We start from the raw sequence: 18,087 nt of genomic DNA on the forward strand, positions 1-18,087 counted from the left end.
CGCTCATTATTAATTGTTGATTGAAATTTACCAGCCACTGGCCAGCACGTCGGCCACGTGCAGGCACCTAAGCGGCAGCTTTTCCTTCTTAATGTAGGCCTCCAGGTGCATGAGGCAGCTCACGTCGGTGCTCACAATGTAATCAGCGCCAGTATCGAGGGCGTGCTCCACTTTCTGCTGGGCCATCGCCACTGAAATAGCCTCAAACTTTACCGCGAAGGTGCCGCCAAAGCCGCAGCAGGTGGTGGTTTCGGCCATTTCGAGGCGTTCTAGGCCCGTTACGCCGTCGAGCAGCTGGCGCGGCTCCTCGCGGATTTTGCACTCGCGCAGGCCCGAGCAGGAGTCGTGGTAGGTGTATTTGCCAGTCAGGCTGGCACCGGGAATGTCAGTGATACCCAGCACCTGCACCAGAAACTCAGTGAGCTCGTAGGTGCGGGCCTGCACGCCACGGCAGGCGCCGGCCTGCGGCGTATCGGCAAAAAGGGACGAGTAGCTGTTGCGCACCATGCCCACGCAAGAAGCTGAGGGACTCACTACGTAGCGGCTGGCGTCGCCGGCAAAATCGCGCAGGAATTTCGTAGCCACGTCGCGACTTTGGGCCACGTAGCCAGCGTTGTAAGCGGGCTGGCCGCAGCAGGTTTGAGCGGGGTTGTAGTGCACCTGGCAGCCCACGGCTTCCAGCACCTTCACCATGTTCAAGGCGGTGTTGGGGTAGAGTTGGTCGACGAAGCAGGGGATGAAAATATCGACTTGAGGGGCAGGCATCAAAAATTAGCGCGACGGCGATAGAAGTAGTGAAAGATGGAAATGCCAAGTAACCATAAAATGTAAATGCCGCCTGACTTGGCAAGTTCAAAGTAGCGTTGATGTGTTTTTTTTAGGCTGTACACAATATGTCCAGTACTTTCCGCTTGATATACATCAAATTCGGAGTCGTTTTTCAAGCCAGGTATTTTCCAATCAGGGTCATAATACACCGTTAACGGCTGGTTAGGTCGTAACCGGTGTAACAGACTATCTAACGGGAATTCGTCATCACCATGTTCTTTAATTCCAAACCAATGGAAGTTATGTTTCAGTGTAATAGCCAAGTAGAAGCTATGGTCTTTGGTTGCAGTTCGCTGAATAGTGACAGTATCAATCACCCCATCGGTACGGGACAGATTATCCAAGGAACGGTGAGCCGCTAACCGGGGAGAAACTAATATTAGCCAAACAAATGATAGAACCATGGCACAAATAGCTCCATAACCCAAAGCATTACGAACTGAAGTAGGTAGCATTGGTTAGTGGAATACCTGTTCGCGGGCCATGCGCTGGGCCTGCGCAAAAGCGTCGAGGTCGAGCCCGGTTTCGAGGCCGTTTTCCAGTGCAAAGGCCAGCAGATTTTCCGTCGCCATGTTGCCCGTGAGCACATCGGCCGCCATGGGGCAGCCGCCGATGCCGCCAATGGCCCCGTCGAAGCGGCGGCAGCCGGCCTGGTAGGCAGCTTCTACTTTCTCGCGCCAGCTGTCGGGCGTGGAGTGCAAATGCGCGCCAAACTCAATGGCCGGAAACGCCGGAATCAGCTCGGCAAACAACGGCGTGATAGTGGCCGCCGTGCTGGCCCCGATGGTATCGGACAGGGCTACGATGCGGATGCCCAAATTGGCCAGCTGCCGGGTGAAGTCGGCCACTACTTCCGGACTCCAGGGGTCGCCGTAGGGGTTGCCGAAGCCCATTGACAGATAGACTACTAACGTGCGGCTCTGCTTTCCGCACAATTCGTGCATAGAGGCTACGTCGGCCAGCGCTTCGGCGATGGTTTTATTGGTGTTGCGGCGCTGGAAGGTTTCCGATACCGACAGCGGGAAGCCCAGGTACTGGATTTCGGGGTGTTGCAGGGCAGTTTCGGCTCCGCGCAGATTGGCCACGATGGCCAGCAGCTTGGTGCGCGTCTGGCTCAGGTCGAGGCCTGCCAGCACCTCGGCCGTATCCTGCAACTGCGGAATGGCTTTCGGCGACACGAAGGAGCCGAAGTCCAGCGTGTCGAAGCCCACGCCCAGCAAAGTATTGAGATAGGCCGTTTTGGTGGCCGTAGGAATAAAATGGGTCAGGCCCTGCATGGCGTCGCGCGGGCATTCGATGAGTTTCATGGGTGGAAAAGGAGCGGGTGGGAAAGTTCGGCAAAGGTAACGGGTAGGGCAGGGGCACGTAACGAACTTGGGCGCCCCGGCCGGGGTTTTCAACGCATGACATTTTTGATGCGATGCGCGCGCCAGCCCCTCGGACTGGCGCTGCTTTTATCTACGCTGCTGCTGGGTGCCTGTAGCAAGCAGCAAACCCTGCAGGCACTGTTCCAGAAAACCACTCCGCACCAGACCTACGCCCGCCAGCTCCGGCAGGCGGGCCTCGACCAGCGCGTGGCCGGTCGCGCCTGGCTGGCCGCCGCCGACCAGGCCCTGCGCGACTCGCTGACCGTGCCGCTGCCGTTCACCGAAACCGGCTATTTCCGCCCCGAGCAGCCCACGGCCAGCGGCTACCGCTACGCCGTGCGGGCCGGCGAGCAGCTGCACGTCAGCCTCACGCTGGCGCCTGGTGCTACGGCGCGGGTATTTCTGGATGCGTTTGAGTTACGACCTGGTCAGGTCCCCATTCTCATTACCAGCGCCGATACCACCGTGCTCGATTTTCGCTACCGCGCCGAGGTTGATGGTCAGCATCTGCTGCGGGTGCAGCCCGAGCTGCTGGCGACCGGGCGCTACATCCTGCGGGTGAGCCGCGAGCCCAGCCTGAGCGTGTTTCCGGTGCAGGGCCGCAGCGATGCCGCCGTGGGTAGCTTCTGGGGTGTCGACCGCGACGAGGGCGCCTGCCGGCACGAAGGCATCGATATTTTTGCTCCCAAAGGCACGCCCGTGCTAGCTGCTGCGGCTGGCTACATCACCCGCACCGGCGAAACGCCGCGCGGCGGCCGCGTGGTGTGGCTGGCTGATGCTGAGGGCGGAAACCACCTCTATTACGCGCACCTCGACCGCCAGCTGGTGCAGCCCGGCCAGCGCGTGCGGGCCGGCGATACGCTGGGCCTGGTGGGCAACACCGGCAATGCCCGGACCACGCCGCCGCACCTGCATTTTGGCGTGTACCGCGCCGGACAGGGCGCCGTCGACCCCTTGCCCTTCGTGCATCGCGCCGACAAGCTGCCCGCACCATCCACTGGCCCCGACCAGCGGGGCGAGTTTGTACGGCTGAAAGTGGCGACGGCATTACGGCACAGCCCGTTGCAAAGCAAGTTGCTGGCTAATAACCGGCTAAGTTCGCAGATGCCGCTGCTGGTGCTGGGGCAACAGGGCGCGGCTTTGCGCGTCGAAACGCCGGATGGCCGGCAGGGCTACGTGGCCGCCAAGGCGGTGGTAGCGGCAACGGCCAAACCACTGCGTAATTTGGTATTGCCTGCGGCTACCGAGCTGCTGGCGCAGCCCGTGGCGGGGGCTCCGGCCCGCATGGCGCTGGCCGCCCGCACGGCCGTGACGGTGCTGGGCCGCTCGGCTACGTTTGCCCTGTTGCGGGGACCAAAGGGGGAAGTCGGTTGGGCCGTGCTGGGGTAGCCGGCGCAAATAAGTGAAAGGAAAGTGCCGAAAAGTCACAGACTGTCCGGGCGTCTTTCCCGTAGATTATAGAGGCCTTGCGTTAGGCCGCCGAAGGTTGTACTTTGCAGCCAATCCGCATCTTTTACGTTCTTTTCGCTCTCATTCTTTCTCATGCCTGATTCTTCACAAACCAACTGGGCCGATACGGCCGCCGCGTTACTTTCCAAGCTCTCGGGCGGCGTCGAGCTCAGCCTGGCCTTCGACCAAATGGAAGTACAAGTGCCTAGCCCGCAGGGGCCCGCCGCCACTTGGCGGGTCAATGGCTCGTTGCGCATTCGCACCAAGGGCGAGGCCCCGGCCGCTACTTCTACTCCTCAGCTGCCGCCCAGCCGGCCCGATACCATTGGCTAGCGGGCTGGAAATCGACGCGCAGTTGCTCCTTACTTGGAACGGGCACGATTTGCAGTTGGCTGCCGCTGGCACCTATCTCATTATCAACATTCCTAGCCAAAAGGTGCTCGACGAGCTGACGGCTGGCCCACCCAAGCCCGCCGGCTATGTGAAGCCGCCTAAAACCGGCCGTGAAGTGGACCCGCTGCAGCAAATCAACGACTTGATGCGACGGCTGGGCTTGGTGCTCGACCTGCGGGTGGGCGGCAAAACCTACGTCACTTTCGGCGTGCAGCGCACTCCCAAAATAACCCTCAATGCTGTGCTGGGCAAAATCGGCTCCTTCTTCCGCTAAAGTTCGAAGCAACTATTCGGCCCGTTACCCGGTCTTGCTGCCCGAAGCTCTGCCTGCCTTTTCTATCCAAGCTGCCCCATGATATGAACCCCGACCGCAACTCTAAGAACCGCATTGATTCCGAGCGCCGGGCATCACCTTTGCGCCGTATTGAGCAGATTCCGCAGTCGCTGGTCGTGCTATATTTTATCATCGTGGCTATTGCCAGCATGTTTGCATGTTTGCTGGTGGCGTACGTTTATACGCACACCGTCAACGATGTTGCATCGAATATGTACTCATTTCCGCGCTATTTCTCGCTCAGTACCATTGTATTGCTAGGAAGTAGCTACGTTCTCAGCCAGGCCCGGGGGCTCTACGAGCAGGACGACCTGACCATGCTGGCACGGTGCCTGGGCGCCACGCTGCTGCTGGGTTGCGTGTTTGCCGGCCTGCAGGTGTTGGGCTGGCGCGAGCTGTGGGGGCAGGGGGTGGAGCTTTCCGGCCGCAACGGGCATGGCACTTACCTCTACATTATTTCGGGGCTGCACGTGGCCCACGTGCTGGCCGGGATGGTGTATTTGCTGGTGGTGCTGCTGCGCGTTATCCACGCCGACCAGGATGCCGTGCGCTCGCTGGTGTTCATACGTAATCCATACTACCGGCGCCAGCTGACGATGTTAAGCACCTATTGGCACTTCGTGGACGGCCTGTGGGTGTTGTTGTTTGCGGTTTTTCTGCTGCTGTACTGAGCACTAAATTGCATTACGCGTAAAAGGCGGGCGTTAAAAGGTCATATTGCCTTTTGACGCCCGCCTTTTACGCGTAATCCAGACTTTCTGTTAACCAGCTACTTAATTACCTCCAGCCAGCCCTTGTAGCGCCGACCGTCGGTGTAGCTAACGAGGTAAAAGTAGATGCCCGCGCTGTCGTTGCCGCCCCAGCGAAAATCGCGGTCTGCAGTCTCATACACCTGCTGGCCCCAGCGCGAAAAAATCTGGATGGTGGCAAACTGAGCGTCGCAAAAATTCTGGGGTAAGTCGGGCAGGCGGAAGGCATCATTCAGACCATCACCATTGGGGGTGATAATATTGTAGAGCTTAAGCGTGGTCGAATCAGGGTTTAAAGCCTCGAAGCGCACACGGTGCTGCTGGGGCAGTGGCCGGCAGGTGGCATCGAGTAGTTGGAAGGTCACCGTTAGGTCGCGGTGCAGGTTGACGCTGGCGCAGCTGGCATCCCAGTAGAAGGTGCCGCTGGCGCGCCCGCTGCCATTGGTGGCCGAAAACCGCATGCCGGCATCGGCCAGATTAAAGCTTTCGGCTCCGGCCGTCAGGGTCAGGTTGTCGCCGTCAGCATCGAAGCCTTCGAGGGTCGCACTGTAGCTCTCATTCAGTAAGCTCTTTACGACTGCCACGGTGCCGGCCGGGGCGGCGGGTAGAGTAGTGGTGAGTACGGGCGCGGTATTGCTGTATTCCACCACTATGGGCACCGACACGGAAGCCGTTTCCCGCCCGCCACAAGGCTCGGAGGTAGAGGTGAAAATAAACTCACGCGTATCCTGCCCCACAGCCTGGCAATCGACCAGCCAGCTAAAGCGCCCGCGCCGCTCGCCATTCACGGTGGCCTGGGTGAGCGTAGCGCCCAGGCTGGCGGGGCTGAAACCACGCCCGCTCATTCCTAAGGTCAGCGCATCGCGGTCGGGGTCGGTACCGATTACGTCAAAAGTCACTACGTCGCCAATGCGAACCCGCAACGGTAGCACGGGGCCGGCGGTAGTGCTGATGGTGGGTGGCGAGTTGGGTGGCGGCACGGCCGTGAACGCTACCCGCACGGTATCGCGGCGGGGCAGGCTGCAGCCGTCGTCGCCCACTATCACATCCAGCAAAAACACCTTGCCCTTACTGTCAATACAATTCGGAAAGCAGAGCGTCGCCGTGAGCGTATCGGCCATGCCCGGCCCGCGCACTGTGCCCGAAGTAACGGACGTGAAATTGGGCATCAGCCCCGAAAAATTTACGGCCCGTAACGACAGCGCCAGCCGCGAACCCGGGTCGGGGTCGGTGAAGCGCAGCTGCACGCAGCGGTTGCTGCCCGGGGAGAAATGCAGCGTGTCGCGCCCCGGCTGGTAACGCACCGGGCTAGTGGGCGAGGGCTGCAGCACAACGGACGGATTTTGGTTGATGGCACAGTTGAGCACCTGCATCTGAAAATCGCGTCGCGATTCCCCAATCTTCTCACCATCACGGTACTCCGAGCAACGCACACCAAACACGAACAGCCCGATATTGGTGGGGCGCACCGTCAGGAGCCCGGTGCGAGCGTCGATGCGCAACGGCGGACTGCCCGGAATCTGGTTGTTCGGGCCCAGGCCCACGCGCCAGTCAATCTGGCTGTAGGGGGCGGGCAAAGCCGCCGCGGGCTTAGGCAGGTCGCTGTCAGAGTGACCATTCAGCGGCGTTACCAGGTCGTACACCAGGGAGTCGCCATCGGCATCTACCCCACCAAAATCGTAATAAAACAGCTCGTTACGGCAGGCATAATCGGCCAGCGGCGGAAAAATCCGCGGGGTCGAGTCGATGAACGGCTGGCCGTTGCGCACCACGGCTGGAAACTCCAGGTAGAACGCCTGCCCTGCCGCGCCAGGAGACATAATATTGCTGATGTTGTTGTTGCGACAGCAGCGCTCCACCGCCACATAATATCCCTGCGGATGGTCGAAGGTGTTGGCAGCAAGCTTTATAGCCTTGCTGTATACCAGCTTGCGCGTGCTGAGCGTGGGCACCGCGCAGGCCGGATTGGTGTAATTAACAAAGGTGTTGCTCACCAGCGGCAGCAGCACATTCATCTGCCGGCTATTATTGCTTTTCTGAAAGATGCTGGCCGTCAAATCAGCATCCAAGGCGTTGGGGCTGCCGTTGTAGGCATCAAAATACAGGTTGAGAATGAGTCGGTAATTATCGCCGTTTTGGTGTACCAGCTCCAGTTCGCCGCCCACAATGTGCGTGGCCCTGGCTGGCAAAGCCCCCAGCAGCACGACCACCAGCATGGCCCGCAACACCCCACCTAGCCTTGAGAAAACACTCATTTGTAGCAGAAAAAGAAAAATTGCCCGCAAGTTACGCTTCTCATTGCTAATTTTCAGCAATATCCGTAGGCTCGCTTGCACTTCGGAACCACCAGGATGACCGGAAGGTTAGCCCGAAGGTTGCCTTAACTTGCAGGCCCAACCAGCACCCGGCTTTTGCCGTTCCTACTACCGTCATTTTCTTGCTGCTCATTTCTATGCTTCGTTCTTTTTACGCCTTTGCTCTTGGTAGCTTGCTACTCAGCGCGGGAGCTGCCCAGGCCCAGTCGCAGGTTCCTCGCCCCACGCACGATTTTGCTATCACCCCCGCCGACCTGGCCGGCGACGCTGCCCGCCAATGCGCCACGGCGCACATCGGCGCGGCCCAGCGGCGGCCCAGCACCACTATCCTGCACCGCGCCAAGATGGAGCGCTACGACGTGAAGTACTACAAGCTCGACCTAGCCCTCGAAAACAACTCGCGCGATGTGGCCGGCTCGGTCTGGATGCGCGTGCGGGTGCGCACGCAGGCCATCGACTCGCTGGCCTTCGAGCTATATCAGGGGCCGGCTGGTACCGCCACTCTGCTCATCGACTCGGTGGTTATCAATGGCCGGCGCTCGCCCGGCATCCGGCGCATCGGCCCCGACGCCACCGCCGCCCTGGCCCAGCCTGCCGCCGCCAACTCGCTGCTCGATGCCCGCATCTACTATCACGGCACGGCGCCCAACGGCAACTCGTCGGCCATCGGCAATGCCTTCAACACGGCCACCCGCTACCGCATGGACGGCGTGTATTACCCTTATGATGTGACCTGGAGCCTCTCGGAGCCGTTCTCGGCCCATGAGTGGTTTCCCTGCAAGCAGGTGCTGACCGACAAAGCCGATTCCAGCGACGTGTGGGTAACTACCACGCTGCCGAATAAGGTGGGCTCCAACGGCGTGCTGAGCCGCACCGTGACGCTGCCTAATAATAAAGTGCGCTACGAGTGGAAGTCGCGTCATCCCATTGCCTACTACCTCATTTCGGTGGCTGTAGCGCCTTACATTGAAACCGTTAGCTATGCCAACCCCGCAGGCGGCCCGCGCATTCCCATCGTCGATTACGTGTATGACCAGAATGCGCTGAGCTACTACCAGACCGAAATCAACCGCACTGCGGGTTTCATCGAAAATTATTCCGGCATCGTGGGACTCTATCCCTTTGCCAACGAAAAGTACGGGCACTCCATGGCGCCCATCGGCGGCGGTATGGAGCACCAGACTATGACCACGCAGGATGGTTTTGACTTTACCCTCACTGCCCACGAGCTGTTTCACCAGTGGTTTGGCAACAACGTAACCTGCGGCAGCTGGGAGGATATCTGGCTGAACGAAAGCTTCGCATCCTACGGCGAGTATATGTCGCTACAAGTCTTTAGTACGCCCGCCGCCGCCCGCAGCTGGATGGATACGGCCCACCAATACGCCCTCAGCAACTCCGGTAGCGTGTACGTGCCCGATACCACTAGCGTCGGCCGTATTTTCAATTACTACCTGACTTATAAGAAGGGCGCCGGCGTAGTCCACATGCTGCGCTACCTGCTGCAGGACGACACCAAATTTTACCGCGCCCTGCGCACTTATCAAAGCCAGTACGCCAACTCTACGGCCCGCACGGCCGACATGCAGCGCATTTTCGAGGCCGAAGCGGGCCGCTCGCTCACGTATTTCTTTCAGCAGTGGTTTCGGGGCCAGGGCTACCCCAGCTTCGATGTGCGCTGGAACCAGGTAGGCGGCAGCTTCGGAATGCGCGTCAGTGAAACGACTTCCGAGCCGGGGGTGACGCCTTTTTTTGACACCGATGTGGATTACCGTCTGACATTCAGTGACGGTAGTACCCGCACCATTCGCGTGCATCAGGACCAGCCCACTATTAACTACAGCACACCCGTGGCGGGCAATGTCACCAATGTGGAAGTTGACCCCGACCAGTGGATACTCAACGAACCCGGCGCTACCAATTTCGATGCGTCGCTCACGCTGGCTAGCCGCGCCAGCGCTGCTATTCTGCCCCTGCAGGTATATCCTAACCCCTGCCGCGAGCAGCTGCTGCTGCAAGACCTGCCCGCCGCCCGCGCTACTGCCGAAGTGCTCGACGTGACTGGCCGCGTAGTGCTGCGCCAGGTTGTCGAAGCTGCTAGCCCCAAGCTGCACACTACCACCCTGGCGCCCGGCATCTACGGCCTGCGCCTGCTGAGTGCCAGCGGCGAGCGACTGGCCCAGGGGCGCTTCGTGCGCGAGTAAACCCCAGGTAAAACTAAAAAAGTCGGCTGCTCTCATTGGAGCAGCCGACTTTTTTTATGTCCTGAAGCCAGTTTAATAGGCTTGCCTAAACCTGCTCCAGATATTCCTGCGCCAGTGGCTCTGCCTCGGCATCGGGCAGCGGCACATCAAATACGGCCCGCACCAACTCATCGAACGAGCAGGCGGGCGTGAAGCCGGGCTGCAACACCGCATTGCTGGCCACGCGGATGAACAGCGGCTGGCCATTCATGGCTACCAAATCGATTGTGATGAGGCCGAAACGTTGATTGCAGCAGCCCGTCTGGGGGCAGTCGGTGGGCTGGGGCTTGAAAAGCTGCTTGAGTACTTTTTCGGAGTGCTGGCACTGGTGCTGCGTGCGCTGGTCGGAGCAGGCGCGGCGGTAGCCCAACTCCAGCACCCGCTCGCCGAGGTACTCATACAGGTGCCGGAAATTACCCGGCCCGATGGTGTCATCGAAGAAAAACAGCGCACCCTGCCGGCCCGATTCCTGCAACAATTGCACCCGCAGGCCGCGCTTCGATTCAATGCCCGCCTTTTGTAGGTGATAGGCTTTAAAATACGGCCCCAGCCAGTTCCGATACACGCGCTGCTCTACCCAGCGGGCGTGCCGGCGGGCCTGCGCCGGCGTAAAAGCCATAGCGCGCCACCCTGCCGCCGAGGCCGGTGTTTTGCTGGAAAAAAGCTGCTGAATGAAGTCGAACAAGGGCTTGCTGATAGTGTCGGGTCAAAACACCGCTTCAGGGAAATAGTTTCGGGGCTTTCAGGCCGCAAAGCGGTTTAGGGGCACCAATTTACGCAGATATTCATAAAAAAAGGCCGCCCCCAGGGCGGCCTTTTGCAATTCTTGCATCGTGTGAAGCTGCGCGGCCCGCCTATTTCACCCGCGTCCAGGTCTGGGAGCGGCCGATGAGCGAGAAACCGATGTAGCCTTTCACCTCCATGGTGTTGGCATTCTCCATCTTGATGTAGCAGGAGTAGGTTTTGCCGCTTTCTGGGTCGTAGATTTTACCGTCGTCCCACTTGTTATCGGAATCATACTTAAATCCTTGCATAAATACCAGGCCCAAACGGGGGCGCGAGCGCAGCTTGGGCTCCGGGTTCTGCGAGTCGGTTTTGGGCTTACCGGTGGCGGGGTCGTTGGGAACGGCCAGGCTCACGATTTTGCCGCAGAGCTTGTCGCCGCACTTATAGATTTCAAATGTGGCCTTTTTCTCGGCATTTGTCCAGATACCCAACGGGTTCTGCGATTGGGCCGAAGCCAGGGTGCTGAAACCCAACACGAGGGCAAAAAGGAAGAACAGGCGCTTTGTCATCTTGTAAAAAAGAGAGGGGTGAGAATTTGATGGGAAAAAGGTAAGGCAAAAAATGAAGAAATCCGTGTCGGCCTTCATGAAGCCGCTTAACGCAAGTTTGCGGCCAAAGTTGATAGATGGCTGAAGTGACCGAAATCGTTTGCGAATAAGCAAAAAAAATGGCTTGTAAATCAGCTTACAGCGTGAAAAGAGTAGTAACACAGGTAAAAAAAGGTCGTTTTATTTTGAACCTTCACCCCGCGTATTAACTTTACCACGCAGTAGCGAGTGCTACGGCCCCGCCCAAGCCGCCCTAAGGTGCTGGGTAACGCGAGCGGGGTTTTGTGAAACGTAAAGAAAGGAGGTACAAATGTCCAGTAGTCCCAACCAAATCCTGCCAAGCCTGTCGAATGTCGTACGCTTCACCGCAGTACGCGCCTAACAACAGCTTCGTGGGGTAGCTCCTAAGGCTACTCACATTCGGCCAGGTCTTATCTTGAAGATGCCGGAACTGTACCCCATTTTCGCCGCTTGGTAAGATTTGAAGGATTAGATGCCCGGTTGCCCAGCCGCCCTTCAGTGGGATGGCATAGGCAGCCGGGCATCGTTTTTTTATGGGTAGGAGGGTGAGAGGGTGAGAGGGTAGGAGTGAATGAGGGTATAGATGTTAGCAATCAATTCATACCCCCATGCCCTCATACCCTAGTCAAAGCACCCGCCGTACCTGCATAAACCGCCGCTCGTAGTCAGTCCCCTCTACCTGGCTGATTTTCACGCCCGGCTCGCGCTTAGCCGAGGAGGAATGTACAAAGCGCAAGGGCCCCTCCGATGCGGCCGTGACGACAATGCCCGCGTGCCCGGGCGTGGTGGATGTTTTGGCCGTGCCGGTGAAAACGACGATATCGCCGGGCTGGGCCTGGGCGCGGGGCACCGGCTGGCCCACGTTGATGAGCAGGGCCGTGGAATGCGGCACCGGTACGTGGAAATGGGTGAACACGTATTGCACGAAGCCGGAGCAGTCGAAGCCAGTGGCGGGGGTGGTGCCCGCATAGCAATAGTTGGTGCCAAGCTGCTGCAGGGCGTAAAGCACGATGCTGTCGCGCTTGGCGGCTTTTGGCGCGGGGCGTGTAGGGCGAACGGCTGCTGCTGCGGGCGCAAGCGAATCGGGCCGTGCCGCAATTATCACGGCTTTGGGAGGCTTGACGACTGGCGTTTTGGGCCTGAAAAAGCCGATGATAAGGGCGGCGAGTCCCACGAAAGTCAGCCAGATAAAGCGCATAAATCAAGGGATGGGCGCATTGAGAAGCCCAGCCGTGGGCTCTAACGCATGGCTGCAGCGCGGGGTTGGAAACAGCCCTAGCGCGTATTTTGCGACCTTGCGATGAATTGCCCTCTTCACATTTGCTCAATGTCTGAAAATTCCTTTCCGTTTCTGGCTGGTGCTGCGGCGCTAGCGCTGCTCACCGCTACCCAACCGGCTACGGCTACTACCACCGCCGCTGCCCCCTCGCTGCGCTACACGCTGTCAATGCCCGCTCCGCAAACTCACTATTTTGAGGTGAAAATGGAGCTTGGTAGCTTCAATGCCGATTACACCGACGTGAAAATGCCGGTGTGGGCCCCCGGCTCGTATCTGGTGCGCGAGTTTGCCCGGCACGTCGAAGGCTTGCAGGCCCAGACCAGCAGCGGCAAACTGCTGGCGGTGGAGAAAATCGACAAAAACACCTGGCGGGTGCGCCACCCCAAGCAGGCCGATTTTCGGGTGAGCTACCGCGTGTACGCCTTCGAGCTGAGCGTGCGCACGTCGTTTATCGACGCCGACCACGGCTACCTCAATGGCAGCAGCGTGTTCCTGTACCCGGCGGATAAAAAGGAGCTTAACAGCACCGTGACCGTGGAGCCCGCCGCTGGCTGGAGCACCGTGAGCACTGCGCTGCGCCCGGGCAAAAGCAAGTTTACCTACCAAAGCGCCAACTACGATGAGCTGGCCGATTCGCCCATCGAAATTGGCAACCACAAAGTGCTACAATTCACCGCCAACGGTACGCCGCACCAGGTGGCCATGTACGGCACCTACACCGCCGACGAGCCTAAGCTGCTGGCCGACATGCAGAAAGTGTGCGAAGCCGCGCACCGCGTGGTGGGCCAGAATCCGCTGGACCGGCCCTACGTGTTTATTGTGCACAACAACGAGCGCGGCGGTGGCGGGCTGGAACATTTGTACTCTACTACGCTGGAAGTGAGTCGCAAAACCTACGAAACCGAGGCTGGTATGCGGAGCTTCCTGGGTTTGGTGGCGCACGAATATTTCCACCTCTGGAACGTGAAGCGCATCCGCCCGGTAGCGCTGGGGCCGTTTGATTACGACCGCGAAAACTACACGCACATGCTGTGGGTAAGCGAGGGCATGACGGAATACATGTCGAACGTCATCACCGAGCGCGCCGCCGTTATCAGCCAGCAGGATTACCTCAACACGATGGCCACGCAAATCGGTGCCGTAGAAAACACGCCCGGCAACAAGGTACAGCCCGTGTCCGAAGCCAGCTTCGACGCCTGGATTCGCTATTACCGCCCCAACGAAAACTCGGCCAACTCGCAAATCAGCTATTACGATAAGGGCGAAATGGTGGGCTTGGTGCTCGATTTGATGATTCTGGATGCCACGAAAGGGGAGAAGCAGCTCGACGACGTGTTTCGCCTACTCTACGATAAATATTACAAGCAATTAGGCCGCGGCTTCACCGACCAGGAATACCAGGACGCTGTGGCCCAGGTAGCCGGTCGCCGCTTCGATGAGTTCTTCAAAACCCGCGTGTACGGTACCGAAACCCTCGACTACGCCACGGCCCTCGGCTACGCGGGCCTCACGCTCAGCAGCACCCCCGCCAGCGCCGATGGCAGCCTGGGCGCCAACCTCTCCAATCGCACCGGCAAACTGCTCGTGACCAGCGTGAAGCGCGACGGCGCGGCCTGGAACGGCGGCCTGAACGTGAACGACGAAATCCTGCAAATCAACGGTGCCGCCCCCAGCGAGGAATCGATGAAGCAACTGGCTGGCCGCCCCGTGGGCACCGAACTCAAGCTGCAGGTGCGCCGCGACGGGCTGCCCCGCGAAGTCACGCTCAAGCTGCAGGCTGACCCTGACCGGCGCTACCAGATTCAGTCGATGGCTAGCCCAACGGCGCAGCAGCAGAAGGTGCTGGCGAAGTGGCTGGGGAAATAACTGCCAATGCGTTTTTTACAAACAGAAAAGGCCGCCTATTCAGGCGGCCTTTTCTGTTTGTAAAAGTCCCACGGAGTCAGCGAAATCAATAGAATCAGCGTCAATCAGTGATTCTACTTCACCCGCGTCAGTGTCACGTCGCTGGCGGGCGCAATAATCATCGGCACTTTCTCTACCTTCACTGACGAAGTATCCAGTCCAAAGTATTGAGCCTCCGAAGAAATAAACTGGCGGATGTAGAAGTAAGCCTGCATCACCAGCTTTTCAATGGTCGGAAAGTCATTCTCCACGGAAAGGAATTTCTCCAGCACCACGAAGCGGAAATCACCCACCACATGGCGCTGACTCAGTGACTCGTAGCGTGAGGTAATGTCCACTTCCTTGTTGCGCACCAAGTCTTCCACCACTTTGCGGAAGTAGAGGTTGATGCGCTGCTGCACCCGGAAGCCCAAGCGGAAATTGATTCGGAATACGTCATCCTTGGCCACTTCCGTCACCTTGTACTCCATCGTGTAGGGCTCATCAGTCGTGTCGACGTGGATAAACCAGTAGATATCAGCCCGCTTTGGGCGTTTCTGGAAGATGGAATAGATAATTTTCTGCTCGATTTCGGAGCCGCGCTCGGCCGAGGTCATGAACACGAGGTGCGTCGAGTATTTCGGTACCGAGTCGTCGTCGCTGAGCTGTTTCAGGGCGTCGATGTAGGGTTCCAGCTTCACGAATTCGGTGAGGCGGCGCTTGATATAATAAGCCTTGAGCCACACGTACATCACACTCATCAGCGTCAGGCCGATGGCCAGCGACACCCAGCCGCCGTGGGGAAATTTCACCAGGTTTGCTACCAGGAACGAGCCTTCGATGCCGCCGTACACCAGCACAAACAGCGCAATCAGCGGCAGGGCCACCCGCTTCGTGCGCAGCCAGATGCTCAGCAGCACCGTGGTCATGAGCATGGTGAGCGTAATGGCCAGACCATAAGCAGCTTCCATGTTTTCCGACTTCTTGAAGTACCACACCACCGCGATGCAGCCCAGGAGCAGCAGCCGGTTCATGCTGGGCACGTAAAGCTGCCCCTTCACATCGGTAGGGTAGTTCAATTTTACCTTGGGCCACATATTCAGGCGGATAGCCTCGGCCACCAGTGTGAATGAGCCTGTAATCAGAGCCTGCGAAGCAATGATGGCGGCAATGGTAGCGATGCAAATGCCCGGCAGAAGAAACCACTGCGGCATCAGCTCATAAAACGGGTTGCGCCCGGCCAACTGCTGGTCGTGGTGGGCCAGCAGCCAGGCGCCCTGGCCGAAGTAATTCAGCACCAGCATGGTCTTTACAAAAGTCCAGCTGATGCGGATGTTGCCCTTACCGCAGTGGCCCAGGTCCGAGTACAATGCCTCGGCCCCCGTCGTACACAGAAATACGGCACCCAGCAGCCAGAAACCGCCCGGGTAGTTCACCAGTAAATCGTAGGCGTAGTAGGGGTTGGCCGCCTTGAGAATCTCGGGGTGCGGGATAATCCAGAGCACGCCCAGGATGCCCAGCATGGTAAACCACAGAAACATAATCGGCCCGAAAGCCTTGCCGACTATCTGCGTGCCAAAGCTTTGCAGAAAGAACAGCCCCATGATGATGGCAATGACGATGTACACGATGTAGTCGTCACTGAGGTGCGGAGCCACCAGTTTTAGCCCCTCGATGGCCGAGCTGACCGAAATAGGCGGCGTAATCACGCCGTCGGCCAGCAGAGCGGCCCCGCCGATGATGGCCACCGCCGACAGCCACGCTCCGCGCCGCCGTACCAGCGCGTAGAGCGAGAAAATGCCACCCTCGCCGTTGTTGTCCGCGTTGAGCGTCAGCAGCACGTACTTCACGGTGGTTTGCAGCGTCAGCGTCCAGAGCACGCAGGAGATACCGCCCAGCACCAGTTTTGGGTCAATATTGCCGGGCACGATGGCCTTCATCACGTAGAGCGGGGAGGTGCCGATGTCGCCGTAGATGATGCCCAGCGCAATCAGTAGCCCCGCGCCGGTGATGGCGCCGTGCCCGTTTTTAGAGGAGTCCATAAAAGAAGGTAAAGATGAGTCAGGTAATGAAGCAGGTAGCGTTGAGAGTTGGCTGCGCAGCAGTGGTGCCAGGCTGAATCAGCCTCCCCTTACGTTGATTTTCTAAAATGGTCAGGATTGGTTCGGCGCATTCGACAGGTCAGATTCGAATGCCGCATTCATTTCGGCCGCCTGCGCGGCTTCGGCGGCGGCGCGCATGGCCGCATCGGCCTCGGCCAGCAGGGCGGCGGCTTCGGCGGCCGCGTGGTCGTGGATGCGACGGATGCGGCGGTTTATTTCGCCTGCCAGGCGCTGCCACTCGGCCGGTTCGCCGGGCAGGGCAAAGTTTACTTCCTGCCGGCCTGAGCGTTGCAGACGCAGGCGGTTGGTGCCGCGCCGGCCGTAGAGCAGCAGCAGCGCGGAAGCCACCATACCGGCGGCGGCGGGCATCATGCGCAGCCAGTTATTCAAAAACGCAATCATGACGGCGGCCAGACTCAGTCCGCCCAGCAGGTACCACAGTATCCAGCGCACCGGCGTGAGCTCGGCGCGGTCCAGGTCGCGCAGCAGAAATTCCTCGCCCCGCACGGTGAGCGTGGTGTCGGTCAGGCGCAGGCGACCATCGGCACTTTGAATAGGGGGGAGCGGCGGCAGCAGGGCTGGCCGCAGGCTTACGGGCGGCGCAAAGGCCGCCACCGGCGGGGCGGTGGCGGCTGGCGCTGGGGCAATAACGGACGTGGCCGGCGGCGCGGGAGCCGTCGGAGCAGCTTCGGGAGAAGGCTGCACTTGCACCGGCACGGCCGCCACCGGGGCGGCCGTGCTACTCTGCGCCCAGGCGGGCGCGGTGGTGCGGGTGGTGGTAGACGCCGTCAGCGCCCCGGCCGACGCCGGGGCTCAGTTGTTCACTTTCAGCAGCTCCACGTCGAAGATAAGGGCCGAGTCGGGGCCGATGTCGCGGCCGGCACCGCGCTTGCCGTAGGCCAGGTCCGAGGGAATGTAGAGGCGCCATTTCGAGCCTTCGGGCATCAGCTGCAGGGCTTCCGTCCAGCCGGCAATCACCTGGTTTACACCGAAGGTGGCCGGTTGGCCGCGCTGGTAGCTGCTGTCGAATACGTTGCCATTGATGAGGGTGCCGTGATAGTGTGTCGTCACCGACGAGCGGGGCGTGGGTTTGGGGCCGCTGCCTTCGGTCAGCACTTCGTATTGCAGGCCGCTGGGCAGGGTGGTGACGCCGGGCTTGTTGGCGTTTTCGGCGAGGAAGGCTTCGCCTTCGGCTTTATTATTCATGGAATCAGGGGTTGAGGTGTCGTCGTCATCTTCTTCGGCGCCGCCGAGCTGCTCCTGCAGCTGCATCATGGCGGCTTGTACTTGCTCCTGGTTCAGGCGCATAGGCTGGCCGGCCAGGCCTTCCTTGAGGGCGGCGGCCAGGATGTCGATATCCAGGTCGAGGCCCTGCTGGGCAAAGTTGCGGGCCAAATCGCGGCCAATGATGTAGCTGACCTGCTGTTGATTGGTGTCGAGGGTCACAGGGAAATTAAATGTGGCGGACGGCCTCGCTAGGCCGCTGACTCCGCCGGGTGAAAGGAAAATTCAGCCCGCAAATGTCGGCACCACGCGCCGAACGGAAGGCAAACAAAAAGCCCCGCTCGGGAGCGGGGCTGATTTTGTTGCAAACGCCGGACGCAAGCTGCTTAGCAGTAGTGCGAAGCATCTTCGCCCTGCAGGCTGAAATCGAGGTTCAAATCGCGCAGCCGCGCGGCCAGGTAGCTCAGCGAGCCAAAGCCGCCGAGCAGCAACAGGGACGAGAAGGCAGTGGTCTTTTTCATAATCAGCTAAAATAAGCCCCGGTGGAGCGATGAATTTTTCTTGG

General features: G+C 59.5%; 17 protein-coding genes. 6 read left to right on the forward strand and 11 right to left on the reverse strand.

What is annotated here, in order from left to right; genetic code table 11:
* Positions 1 to 27 precede the first annotated feature (27 nt).
* From Q5H93_RS02335 to Q5H93_RS02345, 3 genes are read right to left on the reverse strand one after another with little or no spacing between them, the layout of a single operon-like run.
* On the reverse strand, positions 28 to 765 hold the full coding sequence (locus Q5H93_RS02335; RefSeq protein ID WP_305004873.1) for a (Fe-S)-binding protein: 738 nt from the start codon (positions 763 to 765) through the stop codon (positions 28 to 30).
* On the reverse strand, positions 765 to 1,283 hold the full coding sequence (locus Q5H93_RS02340) for a hypothetical protein (RefSeq protein ID WP_305004874.1): 519 nt from the start codon (positions 1,281 to 1,283) through the stop codon (positions 765 to 767). Before Q5H93_RS02340 ends, Q5H93_RS02335 begins: the two co-directional genes overlap by 1 nt.
* Before the next feature lie 3 nt (positions 1,284 to 1,286).
* Positions 1,287 to 2,135 carry a hydroxymethylglutaryl-CoA lyase gene (locus tag Q5H93_RS02345; RefSeq protein WP_305004875.1) on the reverse strand — a complete coding sequence of 283 codons (849 nt, stop codon included), beginning with the start codon at positions 2,133 to 2,135 and terminating at the stop codon, positions 1,287 to 1,289.
* Between the two features lie 108 nt (positions 2,136 to 2,243).
* Here Q5H93_RS02345 and Q5H93_RS02350 point away from each other — a divergent pair, with 108 nt between their 5' ends.
* The 4 genes from Q5H93_RS02350 to Q5H93_RS02365 all read left to right on the forward strand — a co-directional run bounded on the left by Q5H93_RS02350 (position 2,244) and on the right by Q5H93_RS02365 (position 5,042).
* The gene (locus Q5H93_RS02350) at positions 2,244 to 3,584 is read left to right on the forward strand and encodes a M23 family metallopeptidase (RefSeq protein WP_305005304.1); all 1,341 of its coding nucleotides are present in this window, start codon (positions 2,244 to 2,246) and stop codon (positions 3,582 to 3,584) included.
* Between the two features lie 153 nt (positions 3,585 to 3,737).
* A complete protein-coding gene (locus tag Q5H93_RS02355) occupies positions 3,738 to 3,977 on the forward strand; it encodes a hypothetical protein (protein ID WP_305004876.1) in 240 nt (79 codons plus the stop codon).
* Positions 3,970 to 4,311, forward strand: coding sequence for a hypothetical protein (locus Q5H93_RS02360; RefSeq protein WP_305004877.1), 342 nt, complete (start codon positions 3,970 to 3,972; stop codon positions 4,309 to 4,311). Before Q5H93_RS02355 ends, Q5H93_RS02360 begins: the two co-directional genes overlap by 8 nt.
* Before the next feature lie 83 nt (positions 4,312 to 4,394).
* Complete coding sequence (locus Q5H93_RS02365; RefSeq protein ID WP_305004878.1) at positions 4,395 to 5,042, forward strand: cytochrome c oxidase subunit 3; 648 nt, start codon at positions 4,395 to 4,397, stop codon at positions 5,040 to 5,042.
* A gap of 98 nt (positions 5,043 to 5,140) precedes the next feature.
* On the opposite strand, the gene Q5H93_RS02370 is transcribed toward Q5H93_RS02365, so the two are convergent.
* Complete coding sequence (locus Q5H93_RS02370; RefSeq protein WP_305004879.1) at positions 5,141 to 7,375, reverse strand: T9SS type B sorting domain-containing protein; 2,235 nt, start codon at positions 7,373 to 7,375, stop codon at positions 5,141 to 5,143.
* Between the two features lie 197 nt (positions 7,376 to 7,572).
* Between Q5H93_RS02370 and Q5H93_RS02375 the strand changes: the two genes are divergently transcribed.
* On the forward strand, positions 7,573 to 9,639 hold the full coding sequence (locus tag Q5H93_RS02375; protein WP_305004880.1) for a M1 family metallopeptidase: 2,067 nt from the start codon (positions 7,573 to 7,575) through the stop codon (positions 9,637 to 9,639).
* An 85-nt stretch (positions 9,640 to 9,724) separates the two neighbouring features.
* Here the strand turns inward: Q5H93_RS02375 and Q5H93_RS02380 are convergent, their stop codons facing one another.
* The 3 genes from Q5H93_RS02380 to Q5H93_RS02390 all read right to left on the reverse strand — a co-directional run bounded on the left by Q5H93_RS02380 (position 9,725) and on the right by Q5H93_RS02390 (position 12,231).
* Positions 9,725 to 10,363 carry a hypothetical protein gene (locus tag Q5H93_RS02380; protein WP_305004881.1) on the reverse strand — a complete coding sequence of 213 codons (639 nt, stop codon included), beginning with the start codon at positions 10,361 to 10,363 and terminating at the stop codon, positions 9,725 to 9,727.
* Positions 10,364 to 10,532: 169 nt separating this feature from the next.
* Complete coding sequence (locus Q5H93_RS02385) at positions 10,533 to 10,973, reverse strand: DUF2147 domain-containing protein (RefSeq protein ID WP_305004882.1); 441 nt, start codon at positions 10,971 to 10,973, stop codon at positions 10,533 to 10,535.
* Between the two features lie 685 nt (positions 10,974 to 11,658).
* On the reverse strand, positions 11,659 to 12,231 hold the full coding sequence (locus tag Q5H93_RS02390; protein WP_305004883.1) for a C40 family peptidase: 573 nt from the start codon (positions 12,229 to 12,231) through the stop codon (positions 11,659 to 11,661).
* 129 nt (positions 12,232 to 12,360) lie between these two features.
* Here Q5H93_RS02390 and Q5H93_RS02395 point away from each other — a divergent pair, with 129 nt between their 5' ends.
* Complete coding sequence (locus Q5H93_RS02395; RefSeq protein ID WP_305004884.1) at positions 12,361 to 14,178, forward strand: M61 family metallopeptidase; 1,818 nt, start codon at positions 12,361 to 12,363, stop codon at positions 14,176 to 14,178.
* Positions 14,179 to 14,291: 113 nt separating this feature from the next.
* Here the strand turns inward: Q5H93_RS02395 and Q5H93_RS02400 are convergent, their stop codons facing one another.
* From Q5H93_RS02400 to Q5H93_RS02415, 4 genes are all read right to left on the reverse strand, one after another.
* Entirely contained in the window at positions 14,292 to 16,238 is a 1,947-nt protein-coding gene (locus tag Q5H93_RS02400) for a KUP/HAK/KT family potassium transporter (RefSeq protein WP_305004885.1), read from the reverse strand.
* Positions 16,239 to 16,349: 111 nt separating this feature from the next.
* A complete protein-coding gene (locus Q5H93_RS02405; RefSeq protein WP_305004886.1) occupies positions 16,350 to 17,003 on the reverse strand; it encodes a hypothetical protein in 654 nt (217 codons plus the stop codon).
* 108 nt (positions 17,004 to 17,111) lie between these two features.
* A complete protein-coding gene (gene bamJ, locus Q5H93_RS02410) occupies positions 17,112 to 17,744 on the reverse strand; it encodes a BamJ family beta-barrel-assembly machinery protein (RefSeq protein WP_305004887.1) in 633 nt (210 codons plus the stop codon).
* 164 nt (positions 17,745 to 17,908) lie between these two features.
* Positions 17,909 to 18,043 (reverse strand): hypothetical protein, encoded by a 135-nt coding sequence (locus tag Q5H93_RS02415; protein ID WP_305004888.1) that lies wholly within the window; start codon positions 18,041 to 18,043, stop codon positions 17,909 to 17,911.
* Positions 18,044 to 18,087 lie beyond the last annotated feature (44 nt).

The sequence above is a fragment of the Hymenobacter aranciens genome, from assembly GCF_030580865.1.
Taxonomy (GTDB): domain Bacteria; phylum Bacteroidota; class Bacteroidia; order Cytophagales; family Hymenobacteraceae; genus Hymenobacter; species Hymenobacter aranciens.